The organism is Streptomyces sp. NPDC028305, from assembly GCF_055569495.1.
Window position 1 is genome coordinate 425,936 of sequence record NZ_JBVHTN010000006.1, and the last position, 20,099, is coordinate 446,034.

Annotated in this window: 18 protein-coding genes; 10 read left to right on the top strand and 8 right to left on the bottom strand. The window is 69.1% G+C overall.

Features of this window, described 5'->3' with window-relative positions; genetic code table 11:
* Positions 1-292 precede the first annotated feature (292 nt).
* The 9 genes from rpmH (at position 293) to ACZ4WQ_RS27370 (ending at position 7,130) form a co-directional block, all read left to right on the top strand.
* Positions 293-430 carry a 50S ribosomal protein L34 gene (gene rpmH, locus ACZ4WQ_RS27330; protein ID WP_003956500.1) on the top strand — a complete coding sequence of 46 codons (138 nt, stop codon included), beginning with the start codon at positions 293-295 and terminating at the stop codon, positions 428-430.
* Between the two features lie 24 nt (positions 431-454).
* Positions 455-838, top strand: coding sequence for a ribonuclease P protein component (rnpA, locus tag ACZ4WQ_RS27335; protein ID WP_352130617.1), 384 nt, complete (start codon positions 455-457; stop codon positions 836-838).
* Positions 835-1,152: a membrane protein insertion efficiency factor YidD gene (gene yidD / locus ACZ4WQ_RS27340; RefSeq protein ID WP_065962016.1), complete on the top strand. Its 318-nt coding sequence runs from the start codon at positions 835-837 to the stop codon at positions 1,150-1,152. The genes rnpA and yidD overlap by 4 nt, the downstream gene beginning before the upstream one ends.
* A gap of 3 nt (positions 1,153-1,155) precedes the next feature.
* Positions 1,156-2,310, top strand: a complete 1,155-nt coding sequence (gene yidC / locus ACZ4WQ_RS27345; protein ID WP_311725991.1) for a membrane protein insertase YidC — start codon at positions 1,156-1,158, stop codon at positions 2,308-2,310.
* A 14-nt stretch (positions 2,311-2,324) separates the two neighbouring features.
* The gene (locus ACZ4WQ_RS27350) at positions 2,325-2,834 is read left to right on the top strand and encodes a Jag family protein (protein ID WP_311725992.1); all 510 of its coding nucleotides are present in this window, start codon (positions 2,325-2,327) and stop codon (positions 2,832-2,834) included.
* Between the two features lie 157 nt (positions 2,835-2,991).
* A complete protein-coding gene (gene rsmG, locus ACZ4WQ_RS27355; RefSeq protein ID WP_014177963.1) occupies positions 2,992-3,705 on the top strand; it encodes a 16S rRNA (guanine(527)-N(7))-methyltransferase RsmG in 714 nt (237 codons plus the stop codon).
* 280 nt (positions 3,706-3,985) lie between these two features.
* The gene (locus tag ACZ4WQ_RS27360; RefSeq protein ID WP_311726193.1) at positions 3,986-5,080 is read left to right on the top strand and encodes a ParA family protein; all 1,095 of its coding nucleotides are present in this window, start codon (positions 3,986-3,988) and stop codon (positions 5,078-5,080) included.
* Positions 5,077-6,204 carry a ParB/RepB/Spo0J family partition protein gene (locus tag ACZ4WQ_RS27365; RefSeq protein WP_311725993.1) on the top strand — a complete coding sequence of 376 codons (1,128 nt, stop codon included), beginning with the start codon at positions 5,077-5,079 and terminating at the stop codon, positions 6,202-6,204. Before ACZ4WQ_RS27360 ends, ACZ4WQ_RS27365 begins: the two co-directional genes overlap by 4 nt.
* Positions 6,205-6,512: 308 nt before the next feature.
* A complete protein-coding gene (locus ACZ4WQ_RS27370) occupies positions 6,513-7,130 on the top strand; it encodes a GNAT family N-acetyltransferase (protein WP_055545947.1) in 618 nt (205 codons plus the stop codon).
* A 91-nt stretch (positions 7,131-7,221) separates the two neighbouring features.
* On the opposite strand, the gene trxA is transcribed toward ACZ4WQ_RS27370, so the two are convergent.
* The 7 genes from trxA to ACZ4WQ_RS27405 form a co-directional block, all read right to left on the bottom strand.
* Entirely contained in the window at positions 7,222-7,551 is a 330-nt protein-coding gene (gene trxA / locus ACZ4WQ_RS27375; RefSeq protein WP_311725994.1) for a thioredoxin, read from the bottom strand.
* A gap of 37 nt (positions 7,552-7,588) precedes the next feature.
* On the bottom strand, positions 7,589-8,542 hold the full coding sequence (gene trxB, locus ACZ4WQ_RS27380; RefSeq protein ID WP_311725995.1) for a thioredoxin-disulfide reductase: 954 nt from the start codon (positions 8,540-8,542) through the stop codon (positions 7,589-7,591).
* Positions 8,543-8,716: 174 nt separating this feature from the next.
* Positions 8,717-9,721: an anti-sigma factor family protein gene (locus ACZ4WQ_RS27385; RefSeq protein WP_468022491.1), complete on the bottom strand. Its 1,005-nt coding sequence runs from the start codon at positions 9,719-9,721 to the stop codon at positions 8,717-8,719.
* Positions 9,718-10,407: an RNA polymerase sigma factor SigM gene (sigM, locus tag ACZ4WQ_RS27390; protein ID WP_361189460.1), complete on the bottom strand. Its 690-nt coding sequence runs from the start codon at positions 10,405-10,407 to the stop codon at positions 9,718-9,720. The genes ACZ4WQ_RS27385 and sigM overlap by 4 nt, the downstream gene beginning before the upstream one ends.
* A gap of 28 nt (positions 10,408-10,435) precedes the next feature.
* Complete coding sequence (locus ACZ4WQ_RS27395; RefSeq protein WP_361189462.1) at positions 10,436-12,175, bottom strand: protein kinase family protein; 1,740 nt, start codon at positions 12,173-12,175, stop codon at positions 10,436-10,438.
* A 110-nt stretch (positions 12,176-12,285) separates the two neighbouring features.
* Entirely contained in the window at positions 12,286-14,649 is a 2,364-nt protein-coding gene (gene murJ, locus ACZ4WQ_RS27400; RefSeq protein ID WP_398376216.1) for a murein biosynthesis integral membrane protein MurJ, read from the bottom strand.
* Positions 14,650-14,697: 48 nt separating this feature from the next.
* On the bottom strand, positions 14,698-17,058 hold the full coding sequence (locus tag ACZ4WQ_RS27405) for a DUF6049 family protein (RefSeq protein ID WP_468022492.1): 2,361 nt from the start codon (positions 17,056-17,058) through the stop codon (positions 14,698-14,700).
* A gap of 179 nt (positions 17,059-17,237) precedes the next feature.
* Between ACZ4WQ_RS27405 and ACZ4WQ_RS27410 the strand changes: the two genes are divergently transcribed.
* Positions 17,238-18,728 (top strand): CCA tRNA nucleotidyltransferase, encoded by a 1,491-nt coding sequence (locus ACZ4WQ_RS27410; protein ID WP_398376213.1) that lies wholly within the window; start codon positions 17,238-17,240, stop codon positions 18,726-18,728.
* Positions 18,729-18,732: 4 nt separating this feature from the next.
* Here the strand turns inward: ACZ4WQ_RS27410 and ACZ4WQ_RS27415 are convergent, their stop codons facing one another.
* Positions 18,733-20,064: an MFS transporter gene (locus ACZ4WQ_RS27415; RefSeq protein WP_311726002.1), complete on the bottom strand. Its 1,332-nt coding sequence runs from the start codon at positions 20,062-20,064 to the stop codon at positions 18,733-18,735.
* Positions 20,065-20,099 lie beyond the last annotated feature (35 nt).

Consider the following 20,099-nt stretch of genomic DNA (forward strand, 5'->3'; position numbering starts at 1 on the left):
CGCTCCGCGTTCCCCTGCCCCCGGAAGCGCGGGGTTCGCGTTCCCGGTCGGCGCGCGGCACGGCCGCGCCGCCGGGCGCTGTCGGTTTGACCGGACGGCGTAATCGCGCGTACCGTAACCAGGTCGAGTTGTCGATGGCTGCTGCCGCCTGCCTCCGATGGGCAAGGATCGCGAACCCTGGGTTCGGAGATCATGAAGCGGTGCACTCGGGCGTATTGCGAGCTACTCGTGGGCGCACGGTGACAGCCAGGCGATGTCCCGCCACCACCCGATTCATTTCTGGAGCCCCCGAGTGAGCAAGCGCACCTTCCAGCCGAACAACCGCCGCCGCGCGAAGACCCACGGCTTCCGGCTGCGTATGCGTACCCGTGCCGGCCGCGCGATTCTCGCGTCCCGCCGTAGCAAGGGTCGCGCCCGTCTGTCGGCCTGAGCAGCCTGACCCAAGGTCCATGACGTGCTGCCTACCGAAAAACGGCTGAGGCGGCGCGAGGACTTTGCAGCCGCGGTACGCCGAGGGCGCAGGGCCGGACGCCCGCTTCTCGTCGTGCACTATCGCAGCGGTCTTGCCAGCGGTGAAACGGACCCGCACGCACCTGGGGAGAGTGCTCCCCCGGCGCGTGCGGGTTTCGTCGTGAGCAAGGCGGTCGGCGGTGCAGTCGTGCGTAACCTGGTGAAGCGGAGACTGCGCCATCTCATGCGCGACCGCCTCGAACTTTTTCCCGCAGGTAGCCTTGTGGTCGTACGGGCGCTGCCCGGTTCGGGTGAGGCGGGCCACGACCAGCTGGCGCGCGACCTCGACACCGCGGTGCGGCGGCTACTGGGAGGGGTGCCGCGATGAAGTACCCGCTGCTGTGGTTGATCAAGCTGTACCAGTGGACCATCAGCCCGATGCTGGGACCGGTCTGCAAGTACTACCCGTCGTGCTCGCACTACGGCTACACAGCCATTGACCGGCACGGCGCGGTGAAAGGAACGGCGCTGACGGCGTGGCGCATCCTGCGCTGCAATCCGTGGTCGCTCGGTGGCGTCGACCACGTTCCTCCCCGAAAGCGTCCGGTCTGGCACCAGCGGCTGCGCAACCGCCTCGGCGGTCATCCCGCCGGGGAGCCTGCCGCACAGCCCGAGACCCAGCCCAACGCCCAAGGAGCCTGATTCGTGGACACGATCCTCAGTCCTCTTTATGACGTAGTTTCCTGGATCATCGTCCAGTTCCACGCGTTCTACAGCCTCATCTTCGACAAGAACAGTGGCTGGGCGTGGGGTCTGTCCATCGTTTCTCTGGTCGTGTTGATCCGTATCTGCCTGATCCCGCTCTTCGTGAAGCAGATCAAGGCGACGCGGAACATGCAGGCGCTCCAGCCGAAGATGAAGGCGATCCAGGAGCGCTACAAGAGCGACCGGCAGCGCCAGTCCGAAGAGATGATGAAGCTCTACAAGGAGACGGGTACCAACCCGCTCTCGAGCTGTCTCCCGATCCTGGCGCAGTCGCCGTTCTTCATCTCGCTGTACCAGGTCCTGAACCACATCGCGAACAACCGCACGGTCGGCTTCATCGACCAGCAGCTGCTGGACAGCGCCCGTCAGGCGCACATCTTCGGCGCTCCGCTGTCCGTGAAGTTCATGTCGTCCGCCTCGCAGGTCGAGTCCCTCGGCGCCACGCTGACGGACGTCCGGGTCGTGACGGTCATCATGATCGTCCTGATGTCGGCGTCGCAGTTCTTCACCCAGCGCCAGCTGATGACCAAGAACGTCGACCTGACGGTGAAGACGCCGTTCATGCAGCAGCAGAAGATGCTGATGTACGTCTTCCCGGTGATGTTCGCCGTCTTCGGTATCAACTTCCCTGTCGGTGTCCTCGTCTACTGGCTGACCACCAACGTGTGGACCATGGGCCAGCAGATGTTCATCATCCGCCGCAACCCGACCCCCGGTAGCGTCGCCTACAAGGCCCGCCAGGAGCGGCTGCGGGCCAAGGGCCAGCTCAAGGAGGAGCCGGCCGAGGTCGAGGCCAAGAAGGCGGCCGAGACGGCTCGTGCGAACCGGCAGCAGCCCAAGCGCCAGAGCAAGTCGCAGCGCCAGACCGCCTCGGGCCACGCCAAGGCCACGGCGCAGTCCCAGGAGACGGCCGAGAAGCCCTCGCTGGAAAAGTCGGCCGACTCCGCGCCGGAGAAGCAGCAGCGCAGCGTGGCGCAGAAGAAGGGGGCGCAGGGCGGTAAGCCGGCCGGCGGCTCGGCTTCCGGCTCCGCCCGCACTGCCAAGTCCGGGCAGCGTAAGGGCCAGCAGCGTCCCAAGCACCCGTCCAAGAAGTAAGAAGGAGTCCATCCGTGACGGAAGGCACCACCCCTGCTGCCGAGGGTGTCGACACCCTGACCCGCCTCGAGCAGGAAGGGGAGATCGCGGCCGACTACCTCGAGGGGCTGCTGGACATCGCGGACCTCGACGGCGACATCGATATGGACGTCGAGGCCGACCGTGCCGCGGTGTCGATCATCAGTGAATCGACCAGCCGTGATCTGCAGAAGCTGGTGGGCCGGGACGGTGAGGTACTGGAGGCGCTCCAGGAGCTGACCCGGCTCGCGGTGCACCGGGAGACCGGCGACCGCAGTCGGCTGATGCTCGACATCGCCGGGTACCGGGCCCGTAAGCGTGCCGAGCTCACCGAGCTGGGCACCAAGGCCGCGGAGGAGGCCAAGGGCACCGGTGAGCCGGTGAAGCTGAAGCCGATGACGCCGTTCGAGCGGAAGGTCGTGCACGACGCGGTGGCGGCGGCCGGACTGCGCAGCGAGTCGGAGGGCGAGGAGCCCCAGCGTCGCGTGGTCGTGCTTCCGGTCTGAACCGGTCCAGCCTCATGATCCACACGGCCCCGTCTGTTCGCAGGCGGGGCCGAATCTTGTCAGCCTTGCATCAGCTGTCAGCCTCGCATCAGCGTTCACCACAGTGTTCACCACAGTGTTCGGTCACCACAGTGTTCGGTATGGAAGGACGGTCCCCGTGACGGAAGCAGCGGAGCTCCCCCCGGCGCCCGAGGAGGCACGGGAGGTATTCGGTGAGCGCTTCTTGGAGGCCGTCCGGTACGCGGAACTGCTCGCCGACGTCGGAGTCACCCGCGGTCTGATCGGTCCGCGTGAGGTGCCGCGGCTGTGGGAGCGTCATCTGCTGAACTGCGCGGTGCTCTCCGAGGTGGTCCCTGAAGGGGTCACCGTGTGCGATGTGGGCTCGGGCGCCGGGCTGCCCGGCATTCCGCTCGCCCTGACGCGCCCGGACCTGCGGATCACGCTGCTGGAGCCGCTGCTGCGCCGTACGAACTTCCTCCAGGAAGTTGTCGAGTTGCTGGGGCTGGACCATGTGACGGTGGTGCGGGGCCGGGCCGAGGAGGTCCTGGGGAAGCTCCCCCCGATGCATGTGGTGACGGCGCGCGCCGTGGCCCCACTGGACCGGCTGGCCGGTTGGGGCGTTCCCCTGCTGCGCCCGTACGGGGAGATGCTGCTGCTCAAGGGAGATACGGCGGAGGAGGAGCTGAAACAAGCCCGTGCCGCGCTGAGCAAGCTCGGGGTGGTCGGGACTTCGGTGCTCCATGTCGGCGAGGGGATCGTGGACCCTCTCTCCACTGTGGTGCGGGTCGAGGTCGGCGAGAGCCCCGGCGGTGTGCGCTTCGCGGCCAAGCGGGCCAAGGCGGCCCGGAAGGGCCCCCGGCGCCGCCGCTGAGCGGGCCCCCGGGCGGTGCCACTGCCGAGGTCGTAGTCGGCATTGCTCCATAGGACGGGCTCGGCTGCTCCATACAAGCTGCCAAAACTACGCATACCGGAGTGTCGCCACGAATCGGTGAGGCTGTCCGTGCATCGTGTTTCACGTGAAACGTCGCTCCTTGCTGCATGGAATCATCAGTCGTGGGCGCGCGGCCGCACTGCCGCGCGACCGTCGGCCCCGACGGGATGTGGATTCATCCACAGGAGAACGGGCCTCGCTGGTTCACAACCCCAAAAGCATGGCAGGCTCTGTTCATCGCGAGCCTGATGTCGAGGAGAGTGAATCCTTGCGGTCCGACGCCAACATCGCGGGGCCGATGACCGACCCGGTCCCCGGCCCCCGTACCGAATCGGCGGGGGAGGATGTTTCACGTGAAACACTGCCCCCGATGGACGACACCCCCATTGGCCGCGCCGCGGAACTGGCGGTCCAAGCCCTCGGTCGCGCGGGCGAGGGACTTCCCAGGCCGGAGCAGACCCGGGTGATCGTGGTCGCCAATCAGAAGGGCGGGGTCGGCAAGACCACCACCACGGTCAATCTGGCCGCTTCTCTCGCACTCCACGGCGGCCGAGTGCTGGTCATCGACCTCGATCCACAGGGCAATGCCTCGACGGCGCTGGGTATCGATCACCACGCCGAGGTCCCGTCGATCTATGACGTGCTGGTGGACAGCAAGCCGCTGTCCGATGTGGTGCAGCCCGTGCCCGATGTGGAGGGACTGTTCTGCGCTCCGGCCACGATCGACCTGGCGGGTGCGGAGATCGAGCTGGTCTCGCTGGTGGCGAGGGAGAGCCGGCTGGAGCGGGCCATCCAGGCCTATGAGCAGCCGCTGGACTACATCCTGATCGACTGCCCCCCTTCTCTCGGTCTGCTGACGGTCAACGCACTCGTCGCCGGGGCGGAGGTCCTGATCCCGATCCAGTGCGAGTACTACGCCCTGGAGGGGCTGGGACAGCTGCTGCGCAACGTCGACCTGGTGCGCGGGCATCTCAACCCCAAGCTTCATGTCTCGACGATCCTGCTCACGATGTACGACGGCCGGACCCGGCTGGCTTCGCAGGTCGCCGATGAGGTCCGCAGCCACTTCGGCCATGAGGTGCTGCGGACGAGCATTCCGAGGTCGGTGCGTATCTCCGAGGCTCCCAGCTATGGGCAGACCGTCCTCACCTATGACCCGGGGTCCAGCGGAGCGCTGTCCTACCTCGAAGCGGCCCGGGAGATCGCACTCAGAGGGGCCGGAGGGGGCGAGGTCCACTATGACGCCCAGCGCGCCCACGCCCTCCCATCGATCAGCCAGCACGACCAGCACACCATGCAGGAGGGGATTCAGTGAGTGAGCGACGCAGAGGACTGGGCCGTGGGCTCGGGGCTCTGATCCCTCCCGCGCCGAAGGGGACGGATGGCTCCGGGCCCGCGCCGGTGGCGGGAACGGTCACCGCGACGGGGGTCTCCACCTCCCCGTCGGCGGTCCCGGTGCTGACACAGGAGCGTGGTGTGGCAGCGGCCAAGGTCGCCTCGCTGCCCTCCCGTGTCGTTGTGGAGGACAGCGACGTCGCGCTGCCGCAGCAGGAGGAGGCGGTTCAGCCCGTCGTGGAGGAGGTGGCCGGAGCGCACTTCGCCGAGCTGCCGCTGGACTCCATCACCCCGAATCCGCGGCAGCCGCGTGAGGTGTTCGACGAGGATGCTCTGGCCGAGCTGGTTACCTCGATCCAGGAGGTCGGGCTTCTTCAGCCCATCGTGGTGCGGCAGTTGGCTCCCGAGCGCTATGAGCTCATCATGGGGGAGCGTCGCTGGCGGGCTTGCCGGGAGGCGGGCCTGGAGAAGATTCCCGCGATCGTCAGGGCCACCGAGGACGAGAAGCTTCTGCTGGACGCGCTGCTGGAGAATCTGCATCGCGCACAGCTCAACCCCTTGGAAGAGGCGTTCGCCTACGACCAACTGCTGAAGGACTTCGACTGCACGCATGACGAGCTGGCGGACCGTATCGGGCGTTCCCGCCCCCAGGTCTCCAATACGCTCCGGCTGTTGAAGCTGTCCCCCAAGGTGCAGAGCCGGGTGGCCGCGGGGGTTCTCTCCGCGGGCCACGCCCGTGCGCTGCTCGGCGTCGATGATCCGGAAGAGCAGGACCGGCTGGCGTACCGGATCGTGGCCGAGGGGCTCTCGGTACGGTCGGTCGAGGAGATCGTGACCCTGATGGGCTCGCGGCCGGGCAGGGCGCAGAAGGGCAAGGGGCCACGAGCCGGGACGAAGGTCTCCCCCGCGCTCACGGATCTCGCCTCCAGGCTCTCCGACCGCTTTGAGACCCGGGTGAAGGTGGACCTCGGTCAGAAGAAGGGGAAGATCGTCGTCGAGTTCGCCTCGATAGAGGATCTGGAGCGCATTCTCGGAGCGCTTGCCCCGGGCGAGGGACCGGTCCTGGAGCAGCGGCTCTCGGACGCGGCGGACGAGGACGAGTAGGACACAGGTCTTACGGACAGAGCGGGGCGGGTCGTTTTCCGGCGAGGTCGGAACACGACCCGCTCTTTGCTCAAGGGCGGTATCGGTGCAATGTCGGCACGGATACGATGCGAACAGGTAGGGCGGATCCCTGTGGAGGCGTCTTATGCGGAAGGCAAGGCCATGCGGTCGGTGAGCCGTACCGGGCTGCTGGCAACGGGATTGGGACTGGGGGCGGTCGGCGGATTCGTCGGCAGTCTGCTCAGGGGGCGTAGTGCGCTGTCGGCCGCTCGCAACGCGGCCGGCGACGGAAGTGAGGGACTGGCTTCATGGGGCGTCGGCTCGTACCGCTCACGCTGGACAACCTTCCGGACATCCCCAAGCGCTGTCGCGCCTGCGTCTTCTGGGAGCTCGACCCGGTCAGCGGCGAGGCCGCGGTAAGAGCCGGACGTCCGGAGCTGGAGAAGGAAGCCTGGATCTCGGCCGTTCTGCTGGAGTGGGGTTCCTGCGGCCGGGTGGTCTATGTCGACGATGTGCCGGTGGGCTTTGTGCTCTACGCGCCTCCGGCGTATGTGCCGCGATCCACGGCCTTTCCGACGAGCCCGGTGGCGGCGGACGCCGTTCAGCTGATGACGGCCTGGCTGATGCCCGGATATCAGGGACAGGGCTTGGGCCGGGTGATGGTGCAGACGGTGGCCAAGGATTTGATACGGCGCGGGTTCAAGGCGATCGAGGCCTTCGGGGACGCCACCTGGAAGGAGCCCGCGTGTGTGCTGCCCGCGGATCATCTGCTCGCCGTGGGATTCAAGACGGTGCGGCCGCATCCCCGGTATCCGCGGCTGAGGCTGGAACTGCGAACGACGATCTCCTGGAAGGAGGACGTCGAGCTGGCTCTGGACCGGCTGCTCGGGGCGGTCCAGAAGGAGCCCGCCCTCCGGCCGCTGTGAAGCCGCAGATGTGAGGCCGTGGTTTCACGTGAAACACGAAGGGGCTGCCCCAAGCGGGCAGCCCCTTCGTTGTGGAGCGACGGCTGACGGGTCAGCCGATGAAGTCGGCCAGGTCGCGCTCGATGGCGGCCTTCGGCTTGGCACCGACGATGGTCTTGGCGACCTCGCCGCCCTGGTAGACGTTCAGCGTCGGGATCGACATCACGCCGTACTTCGCGGCGGTCGTGGGGTTCTCGTCGATGTTGAGCTTGGCGATGGTGATCTTGTCGCCGTGCTCCGCCGCGATGGCCTCCAGGGACGGAGCGATCTGGCGGCACGGACCGCACCACGCGGCCCAGAAGTCGACGAGCACCGGCTTGTCGCTCTTGAGGACCTTCTCCTCGAAGTCGGCGTCTGTCACGGTCACCGTGGCACCGGCCATGGTTCTCTCCTTTATCGGTTTGGTGCGGGGGAAGGGGTCAGTCGGTGGCGTTCTCGCTGTCGGCGAGAGCCGCGAGGTACCGCTCGGCGTCCAGGGCGGCGGAGCAGCCCGTGCCGGCCGCGGTGATCGCCTGGCGGTAGGTGTGGTCCACGACGTCACCCGCGGCGAAGACACCCGGCAGGTTGGTCCGGGTGGACGGCGATGCGACCTTCAGGTAGCCCTCGTCGTCCAGGTCGAGCTGGCCCTTGAAGAGCTCGGTGCGCGGATCGTGGCCGATGGCGATGAACAGACCGGTCGCCGGCAGCTCGGAGGTCTCGCCGGTCTTGACGTCCTTCAGGGTCAGGCTGGAGAGCTTGTTGTCCCCGTGGATCTCGGTGACCTCGCTGTCCCAGATGAACGAGATCTTGGGGTCGGCGATGGCGCGGTCCTGCATCGCCTTGCTGGCCCGGAGCGTGTCACGGCGGTGGACCACGGTGACCGACGTGGCGAACCGGGAGAGGAAGGTCGCTTCCTCCATCGCGGTGTCGCCACCGCCGATGACGGCGATGTTCTGGTCCTTGAAGAAGAACCCGTCACAGGTGGCGCACCAGGAGACGCCACGGCCGGAGAGTTCGTCCTCGCGGGGCAGGCCGAGCTTGCGATGCTGCGAGCCGGTGGTGACGATGACCGCCTTGGCCCGGTGGACCGTGCCGGAGGAGTCGGTGACGGTCTTGATGTCCTCGCTGAGGTCGACCGAGACAACGTCGTCGGGGATCAGCTCGGCGCCGAAGCGCTCCGCCTGTGCCCGCATGTTGTCCATCAGGTCGGGGCCCATGATCCCGTCACGGAAGCCGGGGAAGTTCTCCACGTCGGTGGTGTTCATCAGCGCACCACCGGCGGTCACGGAGCCTTCGAAGACCAGCGGCTTCAAGGAAGCCCGGGCGGTGTAGAGCGCGGCCGTATAGCCCGCGGGCCCGGAACCGATGATGATCACGTTGCGGACGTCGCTCACGGATGTCTTCCTTGTCTCTGCCGAGTGCCGACTACTGACTGGGCGGCGACGTCCGGCGCTCTCCGGAAAACCGCCGCCATCCCACCCAACGGATCCTACGGGGCCCGCATTCCCGTGTGGTGTCAGGCGGCCCGCCGTGTGCCGTGTTCCTCAGCCTCGCGGGCAGGCGCGGGGTCAGTCCCGCGGGTAGGTGCGGGCCACGAGGCGAGCACCGGCGGGCGACGGCGACTGCGCCACGCAGGCCGAGTCGATCACGAAGGCGTCGACGAGGTCGCTGTCGGCCGGGTGCGGCAGCACCACAAGAAAGACGTCCTTGCCGGCGTAGGTGTCCTTCTGTGCGGCAAGCGGGACCTCGGAGCGGCCGGTCCCCGCCTGCACACAGGACGGCACCGGGGGGTCCTCGGCGCGCAGCGGCATATCCGGAGTGTCCTGCGCCCTCACGTCTCCGGACGCGGTGGACGTCTTCTGGTCGGCGAGGAGGGCATGCACCCGTGACTTGAGGGTCGCCGCGGAGAGCGCTGCCGCGTCGTCGGATGAGACCCGTTTCTTCGACGTCTGTGTGTCGGCCACGTCGTTGCTCGGGTTGGTGGAGCCCGACTGGACGAGGAAGGAGCCGAGGCCGATCACGGCAGCCGCGCAGGCGGCGCCGAGCACGGTCCTGGGCCAGCGTCGGGGCCGAGTGGGCCGGGTGTCGGGCCCGGACTTCCGGCGTCCCGGTCCGGTGGCGGCTCGGGGGCGACCCGTCGGCCGCTCGGCGGCGCCGGGCGAGATCGGCTCCACTTCGCCGATCGCTTTCCGGGAGCGCGTCGGCTTCGCCGTTTCACGTGAAACGTAGGCGCCGTCGTCCGGGGCGATCGTATCGGGCGACGATGTGCCGAGGGTCGGCGTTTCACGTGAAACACCGATGCGGTCGTCCGGGGCGGTCGCGTCGAGGAGGGCTTCCGCTGCGAGTGCCGCGTCGATACGGCCCGCGATGTCGGCGGGCATCTGCACGGGGCCGGGCAGGGTCCCCAGAAGCGATCGGATCTCGTCCAGGGAGTCTCTTACCTCGGCGCACAGCACACAGGCGGCGAGATGGTCGCGCACCTGGGAGGTGCGGTCGGGGGGCAGCAGCCCCTCGGCGAGCGCGGAGATCTCCGTGACCTCCGGGTGCTCATCCGTGTCGGTCGACGATGTCACGCTCGGCCACCTCCGCCCTTCACGGCATCTGCGTCGTTCGGTCCTGCCGCCGGTGGGACGGAAGTCCCCTGCGTCCGGTTCCTTGCCCCGCCCGGCGAGCCGCTACCCCTCCCGTTCGGATGGAGATGGGTCAGCAGCGGCAGCAGGCGTGCGCGTCCCCGGGCGCAGCGGCTTTTGACCGTGCCGGTGGGGACCTCCAGGATTTTCGCGGCCTCGGCCACCGGGTAGCCCTGCATATCGACGAGCACGAGTGCTGCCTGCTGCTCGGGGGGCAGGGTGCCCAGCGCACGGATCAGCTCGCGGTGAAGATCTCCGCGTTCCGCCGGAGCGGCGGCCGATTCATGAGGTTCGAGCAGCTGCTCCAGCCGCTCCGTCTCGGCAATGGGGGATGTACGCCTGGAGGCGGCCTTGCGGGCCCGGTCCAGGCAGGCGTTCACGGTGATGCGGTGCAGCCACGTTGTGACGGCCGACTGGCCCCGGAAGGTGTGAGCGGCCCGGTAGGCGGACACGAGCGCGTCCTGGACCGCGTCGGCGGCTTCCTCGCGGTCGCCGAGCGTGCGCAGCGCCACCGCCCAGAGTCTGTCGCGGTGGCGCCGCACGAGTTCGGCGAAGGCATCCGGGTCGCCGGTGACATGGCGCTTGAGGAGCTCGCCGTCGCTCGTGTCGCCGAATCTGGCGTTGTCCACCCTGGAGCCCCCTCCCCGCCCGGCCGACTCAGCCGGTGAACTTCACGTCCGTGATGGCTTGCTTGTAGGGGTTGTCGAAGTTCGGCTCCGGGGCGGAGTAGGGAAGCGCCGTGAGCCAGACGAGGACGTAGCGGGTCTTCACGTTGCTCTTGATCTTCAGCTCGGCGGACTTGCTCGTGACCTTGGCCGAATCGAGCTTCTTCAACGAACCGACGGGGTCGGACGCCGAGACGGACGGGGAGAGGGAATCCGTGGCGTACAGCGAGATCTCCGTGTAGGAGCCTCCGTAGTGCAGCCCGATGGAGGCGCCGCTCAGCGTCTGCTCGGAGCCGAGGTCGTAGATGATTCCGACGCCCTTCTTGACGCTCGGGGCGAATTCCGGACCGTCGATGAAGCTGTTGGTGCGCCAGGAGGTCGAGGGATCCCCGTCGTAGGTGAGCTTGACCTGGGCGGGCTTCTGCGGGCTGCCGTCGGGGGCGAACTCCCTGGCATTGACGATTTTGATTGGCTTGCTGGCCGGCTTCGTGGGCTTGTCGTCGTTCCCGTTCTGCTGAGACCTGCTGGGCGGGGACTTCTTCTCCTCCTTGAGGAGCGTGTCCGCGAGCTGCCAGCTGCCGAGGCCGAGGGCCGCGATCAGCAGGGCGGAGACGGTCCACTTGAGGGCCTTGCCCGTGCGGGTCTGAAGCGGGGGCGGGGGCGGCATGGGAGCGGCCGGGCGGGGGGCGAGGGGCTGGCGGCCGCGGTGGGGCGGCTGGCCGTAGGCACCCTGCTGGTAGGTGGTGCGCTGGAAGGCGTCGGGGGTCGTGAAGACGGGCTCCGGCGGGCGGATCCGCGGCATGGCGGCGACGGCCTTGGACAGCTCCTCGGGGGTGGTGCAGGGCTGGTCCTGCCGGGAGGCCGTGGCGCCGTCATTGACGAGCGCGCGCATCGCCAGCTCGGACAGACCGCGGTGGACCCCCGCGCGGACCTGGTCGGGAGCGATCAGGCCGACGCCCTTGGGCAGCCCGGAGAGGCCGTGGGCGTCCCTCTCGTACGGCCAGCGCTGGGTCAGGGCGGCGTACAGCAGCGCGCCGATGGCTTCGGTGTCGGTGCGCTGCGGGTGGTCGGAGGTGATGCCGCGCAGGGCGGCCATGACGGCGAGGCCGCGGATGCGGTACTGGCCGGACTCGGTGCGCAGGACGGAGCCCGGGTTGAGCCGCAGATGCGCCAGGCCCTCGCGGTGGGCTGCGGCCATGGCCTGGGACACCTGGCTGACGAGCTGGTAGGCCTCATGCGGCTCGAGCGGCCCGGAGGCGAGCACGGCGGTGAGCTCGGTGGCGTCGGGAAGCCACTCGTGGACCACATAGACGAGGTCGTTCTCCTCGACGGCGTCGAGGACCTGGACGAATCGGGGGTCGCCGAGCAGCGCCGCCGAACGGGCGGCGGCCAGCACCGGGCGCGCCCGCGGGTGGTCGGCCGGCAGGACATGGACTCCGACGGCGCGGCGGAGTTTCTCGTCCACGGCACGCCAACTGCTGAATCCGTCCAGACGGGTGACGCATTCCTCCAGCCGGTAGCGTCTGGCCAACTTGTGGCCGCTGTGCAGCTCTGGGCTGCTTGTGTCGGCCGCGGCGCCCTTGGTGTCGGTGCCCGCGGCCTTCTTCGCTTCCGTGTCGGCTTTCGTTTCGGTTCCCACCCCGTCGGACGTGGCCTTGCCCGCCTCGGCGGTCAGCGCTTCATCTCCGCTGTTGTCGGCCACGTCGACGGCAGCCGTGCTCCGTTCCGCCACCGTCGTTCCTGCCTCCCCATCCGTTGCGCCTACTCCGAGCCAAGACAATTGTGCCCACAGTCCGCCGCTATGCACGACACACGATGGCAGACGATGGTTGTGCTGAACGATCAGCGACCAAGTCGTCCGCGGACCATACCGACCATGGCGGTCAGCTCCGCAACGCGCATCCGTTTCGCCGCAATGTAGAAGACCGCGATAAGAACGAGACCGCCGCCCGCCAGAGCCGCTAGGGAGCCGGTCGGGCCGGCGCCCAGCGCCCCGGTGATGGCGTAGGAGGCCACGCCGCCGAGGACGGCGGCGGGGATGCCGGCGCCCACCAGACGGGTGTAGGTGCGGACGACGTGCCGCCCGTCCAGATCGCCGCCCAGGAGCTTGCGGAGCCGCTTCCAGGCCACGCCCACGCCGATGGCGTAGGCCAGGCCGTAGGAGGCGGCCATGCCCGCCACGGCCCAGCGGGCGGGGAGGATGACGTAGCAGAGCCCGGAGGCGGCGGCGTTGACGGCGGCGACGATCACCGTGTTGTAGAAGGGGGTGCGGGTGTCTTCGTAGGCGTAGAAGCCGCGCAGGACGACGTACTGCACCGAGAACGGGATGAGTCCGAGGCCGAACGCCATGAGGATGTAGCCCATGGAGCGGGCCTGTTCGGTGCCGGAGGAGCCGAACATCAGGGTGCACATGGGGATGCCGAGCGCGACGAATCCGAGGGCGAGCGGGACGATGGCGACGGCGGAGGTGCGCAGGCCCTGCGAGATGTCGTCGCGGACCGCGCCGGTGTCCCCGTCGTGGGCCGCGCGGGAGATCCGGGGCAGCAGGGCGGCCATGACGGAGACCGTGATGATCGCCTGCGGCATGCCCCAGATGAGCTGGGCGCTCTGGTAGCCGATGAGGCCGGTGCCGGGGAAGCCCTGGTTGTCGGCCTTGGCGCCGGCCGCGGTGGCGAGCCGGGTCACCACGACGTTGCCGGCCTGGTTGGCCAGGACGAACAGGACGGTCCACTTGGCGAGCTTGGCGGCCTTGCCCAGGCCGTGGCCGCGCCAGTCGAAGCGGGGCCGGAAGCGGAAGCCGGCGGCCCGGAGATAGGGGAACATCGCCAGCGCCTGGACGGTGAGGCCGAGGAGGGTGCCGATCCCCAGCAGCCGGACCCCTTCGGGGGTGATGTTGGTGACCCCCATGTCGGAGGTGCTGGCGGTGCCGAAGACCCAGATGAACAGGCCGAAGCTGGCGATGACGACGATGTTGTTGAGGACCGGGGTCCACATCATGGCGCCGAAGCTGCCCCGGGCGTTGAGGATCTGGCCCACCACGACGTGCACGCCCATGAAGAAGATGGTGGGCAGGCAGTAGCGGGCGAAGGTGATCGCCACCGCATTGGCGTGGGGATTGCCCGCGATGGACGGCGAGAGCGTGCGGACCAGCGTGGGGGCCGCGAACACGGACACGGCGACGAGGGCCGCGAGGACGACCATCACGAGGGTCAGCAGGCGGTTGGCGTAGGCGTCGCCGCCGTCCTCGTCCTCCTTCATGGAGCGGACGAGCTGCGGGACGAAGACCGAGTTGAGGCCGCCGCCCACGGTGAGGAAGTAGATCATCGCGGGCAGCTGGTAGGCGACGGCGTAGGTGTCGCCGAGGGTGGCGGCGCCGATGGCGGCGACGATCACCAGCTGGCGGACGAAGCCGGTGAGCCGGGAGACCAGCGTTCCGGCCGCCATCACCGCGCTGGACTTCAGCAGGTTTCCCGCTCGGCCGCCCGAGCGCTTCTTCTCCGGCTCGGCCGTCTCCGGCTCGGCCACCGCCGCGGCCGCCCCCGCGGGGGCGGCCGGCTGGGCGGGAACGGGGCCGGTCGGCTCGGGCGCCGGTGCCTGCCCCTGCGGTGATCCCGCGGGCGGATACCCGGCCGCGGGCTGCTGGGGGCGCTGGGGCTCGTAGGGCTGCTGGTCGCGGAAGAGGTGTGCGAACGCGTCCGGCTGCTGCTGTTCCTCGGCGGCGTAGCCGGCCTGCGGGCCGGTGCCCAGGTACTGCGTGGCGTCGAGGTTGCCGCCATAGGGCTGGTGGGCGGGGCCGTCAGCGGCGGCTGCCGGCTCGGCCGGCCACAGGCGCGGGTCGTGTCCGTGCGGGGCGGCGGGCGGCTGTTGGTAGGGCTGCTGCTGGTACCCGCCGGACGGGGGCGCCTGGTACCCGCCCCGGTCGTACAGCGGATCCGTCAGCGGGTCATGGGCGTAGGAGTCCTGCGCCGCGTACGGGTACGGCGTGAAGGAGCCGGTGACGTACGGATCCTGCATATAGGGGTCCTGCACGTACGGCAGCTGGCTGTAGGAGATGTCGCGGGGGTCCCCCAGATACGGATCCTGCTGGTGCGGCTCCGGTTCGTAAGGACTCTGGTGGGCGTGCGGGCCGCTCTGCGGCGGCGGTACCCGGCCGGCGGGGTCATTGCCCGCGCCCTGGCCGCGATCACCGTCATACGGCGCGTTCATCGCTACCCCACCTCATCGTCCGCTGCGGCCGGCCGGCCACGCCATTGCTCAATGGTCCACTTTCTCACCCGAGCCGGATGGGCCAGCGCTTTGCGATCCGGTGTCCGGCACCGGGTCACTCGGCTGCCCGGGCACCGTGGCGCGCGGACGCTCGTCCTCGCCGGGCTCGGCCCGCTCACCCTCGGCCGCCTCTCCGTCCTGCTTCTCGCCGTTCCCCGCTGCGTCTCCATCACTCCTGGCGGCGGACCGCTTGCGCTGGAGGTAGATCCGGATCCCGGCGAGGACGAGCAGCAGGACCCCACCCGCGATCACCAGAATGACCGTGGACGTGATTTCGGTGACATTCACCGTGAAGGACATCTCGGGGCCGTACGCCTGGCCGTCCACGGTGTACATCTGGGCGGTCACCCAGGCACGTCCGTTCGCGTTGGCCGTGGTGCCGAACTTCACCGACTGGCTGTGCCCGCCCTGGACCGTGACCACCTGGGGGTCGCCGACCGCCAGGCGGTTGCCCTGGCCGGACCGCAGGACCAGCCGCAGCTGGACCGGTTGCAGAAGGTTGTTCTGGACGGTCACCGGAATCGTGGCGCTGCGCCCCGACAGGGTCATGTCCGTCTTCTTGACGAGGCGCACCTTCTCGGTGAGCCCCTGGAGGTAGGCCTGGACGGAGTCACGGAAGCCGGTCGCGCCCCGTGGGTCGTTGCGCCACGAGGTGGACATCTCCCGCGTGATCGCGCTGCCGAACGGGGTGACCACGCGGTCCTTGGCGGTGAGGATCTCCTCGAACCGGTCGAGGGTCGCCTGGGTCTGCTGGATCTTGCGGAATCCGTCGGTCGGCAGCTCCTGGCGACGCAGCGCGGCCGGGTACGAGCGGGCTGAGGGCACCCGCTGGGTGGCGCGCGGGTCGGGCTGGGCCTTGGCGGCCTCCCCCAGAGTGGCAGGCTGCGTCCAGCGGCCGGAGAGCCCGCCCAGGGCCGCCGCCATCGCCTGGGCCTGGCTGGTGGTGGGAATGCGCTGCGGGGCCACGACGACGCTGCGCTGCTTGTCCGGCACCTGGAGGGTGAGCATCTGGGTCTGGGCGAGGAACTTCTGGACGGCGAGGGTGGCGTTCTCCGCCCTCGTCATGTCGCCCATGAAGGCGGTGGACAGCCGGGCGTCGGCGACCACCGCCGTATTGCCCCCGCCGATCTGGCGGGCCGCGGTGGGCGTGTAGGGCAGATCGCCGGTCTCGCGCAGGCTGTCGCTGCGGGCGATGATGTTGTGTGCGCCGGCGGAGGTGGCGACGTCCACGATCGAGGAGTCGACGGCGCCGTTCACCGGCCACGCGAAGTCCGTACGGGGCTTCACATGCAGAACAGTGTCCACGGTCATCGAGGCGAGCGCGGTGGCGGTCTGGAGGTGCCTGAGGGCGCCCGTGGCCTTGCCGCGGTGCGCGAGCGAGGCGAGGTCCGGGTCGGCGAAGGGCAGGGCCACCACCTGGTGACCCTCGATGGCCTGCTGGAGGTCGTTGAGCCACTGCTTGGCCACGGCCTGGCCCCGGCCGTCCGTCGTCTCGTCCTCCGTCTGGCCCTGCACCTCGTACGGCTTGGTCATCGCGTCGACCGTGGCGAGCAGGTCCGGGTCGATCACCCAGGTGACGGGCAGGTTCTTGCCCAGGGCCACGAGCTGCTGGAGCCGTCCGCCGGGGGCGAGCTCCGCCGCGAGGTCGTCATTCTGGAAGATCGGCGTCTGCTGCTCATCGGCGCCGGTGCGGGCGGTGAGGTGGGTGGAGGAGATGAGCGGCCACAGGAAGGTGAGCTTGCTCCTCTTGGCGGCCGCGGTCGGCTGCCAGGGCAGGAAGGTCCGCTCGATGCCCATCACCTGGGGCCAGGGCTGGCTCCGCGTCTGGCCGGTGAGGGAGACACCGAGCTGATAGACGCCGCTCCCGCCGAGGTTCAGCTCCTTCACCGGTATGGAGAGGGTGAAGTCACGGCTGATGCCGGCGGGCAGGTTGCCGATCTTCTGCTCGTACTTGCCGGCGACCTCGGTGCCGTCGAGGCCGACCGTGTAGTCCTTGCGCTTGGCGGCCGTGTCGATGTCGTTGCGGCCGTTCATGGTCGGGCCGACCCGGAGGCTGACGTAGGAGGCGTTGATCGTCGAGCGGCCCTTGTTGGTAACCGTCCCGGCGATGGTGAGCGTGTCGCTCTTCGACGGCGTGGTCGGGGTGAGCGAGTCGATGGCGACGTCGACGGTGCGCGAACCGGTGGCCTTGGCCTGGGCCGGGGCGGGCTGGGCGTGGGCGCCGGGGGCCGCCGGGATCTGTAGGACACCCGCCAGCAGGGGCGCCGCGGCGAGCAGCGCCCCTGAGCGCCGCAGCCACCGGCGGGCGCGAGCGGAAGTTGTCCCCTGGAGCTCTGCCGGCTCGGCCACGCGCTCGCCCGTCCCTCGTCGTCAGTAGTCGTCAGTGGTCACCGCAATATGCGTCCACGAAATGGTAACGATGCTCGCTGTGATGAAGTGCTGTGGAGGGCTCCACAAGATCGTCACCGGTTCGATGCCTGGATCGACGAGGAGGCTCCGGGGCCTGTGGCCACGTACCCTGTTCTGTTGTGCCGAACGCCAACACTGACAGCAACCACTCGCAGTCGACCAACGAGCTCAGCCAGGTGCAGCGTCGCGCCGTGGGCGAGCTTCTGCGAGTTTCTCCCGTAGCCGATGACCTTGCCCGCCGCTTCGAGGCGGCCGGGTTCAGCCTTGCCCTGGTCGGCGGATCGGTGCGGGACGCGCTGCTGGGCCGTCTCGGTAACGATCTGGATTTCACCACGGACGCGCGGCCGGAGGATGTGCTGAAGATCGTCCGCCCATGGGCCGACGCGGTCTGGGAGGTCGGCATCGCCTTCGGCACGGTCGGCTGCCGCAAGGAGGGCCGGAACGGAGACGGGGCGAATCAGGGGTTCCAGATCGAAATCACGACTTATCGGTCGGAAGCGTACGACCGTACGTCGCGGAAGCCCGAGGTCTCGTACGGCGACTCCATCGACGAGGACCTGGTCCGTCGGGACTTCACGGTGAACGCCATGGCCGTCGCGCTCCCGCGGAAGGAGTTCATCGACCCGCACGACGGTCTGGAGGACCTCGCCGCGAGGGTGCTGCGTACACCCGGCACCCCTGAGGAGTCCTTCTCCGACGACCCGCTGCGGATGATGCGCGCCGCGCGCTTCGCGGCCCAGCTCGACTTCGAGGTGGCGCCCGAGGTGGTCGCCGCGATGAAGGCGATGGCCGGCCGGATCGAGATCGTCTCGGCCGAGCGGGTGCGCGAGGAGCTCAACAAGCTGATCCTGGCCGCCCATCCTGTCAAGGGGCTGCGGCTCCTCGTCGACACCGGGCTCGCCGACCATGTCCTCCCGGAGCTTCCGGCGCTGCGCCTGGAGCGTGATGAGCACCACCGCCACAAGGATGTGTACGAGCACTCGCTGACCGTGCTGGAGCAGGCCATCGCCCTGGAGAAGGACGGGCCCGACCTGGTGCTGCGGCTGGCGGCTCTGCTGCATGACATCGGGAAGCCCCGCACGCGCCGATTCGAGAAGGACGGCCGGGTCTCCTTCCATCACCACGAGGTGGTGGGCGCCAAGATGGCCAAGTCGCGGATGATCAAGCTCAAGTACTCCAATGAGCTGGTGAAGGACGTCTCCCACCTGGTCGAGCTGCATCTGCGCTTCCACGGCTACGGCACGGGTGAGTGGACGGACTCGGCGGTCCGGCGCTATGTACGGGACGCGGGCCCCCTGCTGGAGCGGCTGCACAAGCTGACCCGCTCGGACTGCACCACGCGCAACAAGCGCAAGGCGGCCGCTCTGTCGCGCGCGTACGACGGGCTGGAGGAGCGCATCGGGCGGTTGCAGCAGCAGGAGCAGCTCGATGCCATCCGGCCGGACCTGGACGGCAACGAGATCATGAAGATTCTCGGCATCGGGCCGGGCCCGCAGGTCGGTAAGGCGTACAAGCATCTGCTGGAGCTGCGGCTGGAGCACGGCCCCATGGAGCGGGACGCCGTGGTCGTGGCACTCCAGGAGTGGTGGGCGGCTGAGCCTCAGGGCTGACCCATCAGGTTTCACGTGAAACATCGGCCTGTGCGGCCTCGCGCTCGTCATGTTTCACGTGAAACATGACGCCGAGGGCGGTCGCCGCGTAGAGCGTGGCCACCAGGATCACCAGGGTGGCCGAGCGGCCGTCGGGCGGCAGCGTCAGTGCGGCGATCGCGGCTCCCCCGACGAAGGCCGCGTTGAAGAGCACGTCGTACAGGGAGAAGATCCGGCCGCGGAAGTCATCGGCGATCGAGGACTGCACCACGGTGTCGGTGGCGATCTTGGCTCCCTGGGTGATGAGACCGAGGACGAAGGCGGCGGCCAGCATCGGAGTGAGCTCGAAGGGCAGCCCCAGTCCCGGCACCAGCACGGCCGCGGACGCGGCACACACCGTGATCCAGCGCAGCCTGCCGTCCGGGTGTGAGGTGGGGCTCAGCCGGGCCACCGCCCCCGGAGTGATCACCGCCGCCGCGAAGAATCCCGCCCCCGAGACGGCCACGGCGAGCCCCAGAAGCCCCAGGCCCTCCGACTCGGTCCGTGCCCACGCATACCGGCAGAGCATCAGCACCATCACCGTCAGCGCGCCGTAGCAGAAGCGCATCGATGTCATCGCCGCCAGAGCCACAGTGGGATCCCGGCGCTCCCACAGGTGACGCAGACCGGCGGCCAGGCCGCGCACGGTACTCAGCAGGGCCGCGCCCAGGCGCGGCTGGAGCGCGGATGGATCGGGTCCCAGAAGTCCGGGCGGCATTCTCAGTGCCGCGACCGCGGCACTGAGATAGAGCGCCGACCCCATCAGGACCACCACGGCGTCGGACGATGAGCCGTCCGGGACCGCGATGCTCACCACGAGGGCCAGGGCGCCACCGGCGGTGGCCGCGAGCGTTCCCGCTGTCGGGGACAGGGAGTTGGCCATCACCAGGCGCTCCTGGCTGTCGACGACTCGCGGCAGCGAGGCGGAGAGCCCGGCCAGGACGAAACGGTTGACGCCGGTGACCGACAGCGCGGAGACGTAGAAGAGCCAGTCGGGAACCTGCGCGAGGACCAGAACCGCCGTGCCGGCGGCCAGCGCGGAGCGCAGGGCGTTGCCATGGAGCAGGACCTGTCGGCGGCGCCACCGGTCCAGCAGCACGCCGGCGAACGGGCCCAGCAGGGAGTAGGGGAGCAGAAGGACCGCCATGGCAGAGGCGATCGCCGCGGCCGAGGTCTCCTTCTCGGGGGAGAAGACCACGTACGCGGCCAGCGCGACCTGATAGACGCCGTCGGCCGTTTGGGACAGCAGACGAACGGCCAGGAGACGCCGGAAGTCGCGCAGCTGTAGCAGTACGCGGAGATCACGCACAACGGGCATGGCGCCAGCCTCACACACCACACGGGCCTCCGGGT

What these genes read in the sequence shown, in the direction of transcription:
- yidD (WP_065962016.1), top strand. Translation starts at nt 835, where the DNA reads ATGAAGTACCCGCTGCTGTGGTTGATCAAGCTGTACCAGTGGACCATC.
- ACZ4WQ_RS27370 (WP_055545947.1), top strand. Translation starts at nt 6,513, where the DNA reads ATGGGGCGTCGGCTCGTACCGCTCACGCTGGACAACCTTCCGGACATC.
- murJ (WP_398376216.1), bottom strand. Translation starts at nt 14,649, where the DNA reads ATGAACGCGCCGTATGACGGTGATCGCGGCCAGGGCGCGGGCAATGAC.
- trxA (WP_311725994.1), bottom strand. Translation starts at nt 7,551, where the DNA reads ATGGCCGGTGCCACGGTGACCGTGACAGACGCCGACTTCGAGGAGAAG.
- ACZ4WQ_RS27415 (WP_311726002.1), bottom strand. Translation starts at nt 20,064, where the DNA reads ATGCCCGTTGTGCGTGATCTCCGCGTACTGCTACAGCTGCGCGACTTC.
- ACZ4WQ_RS27360 (WP_311726193.1), top strand. Translation starts at nt 3,986, where the DNA reads ATGGCAGGCTCTGTTCATCGCGAGCCTGATGTCGAGGAGAGTGAATCC.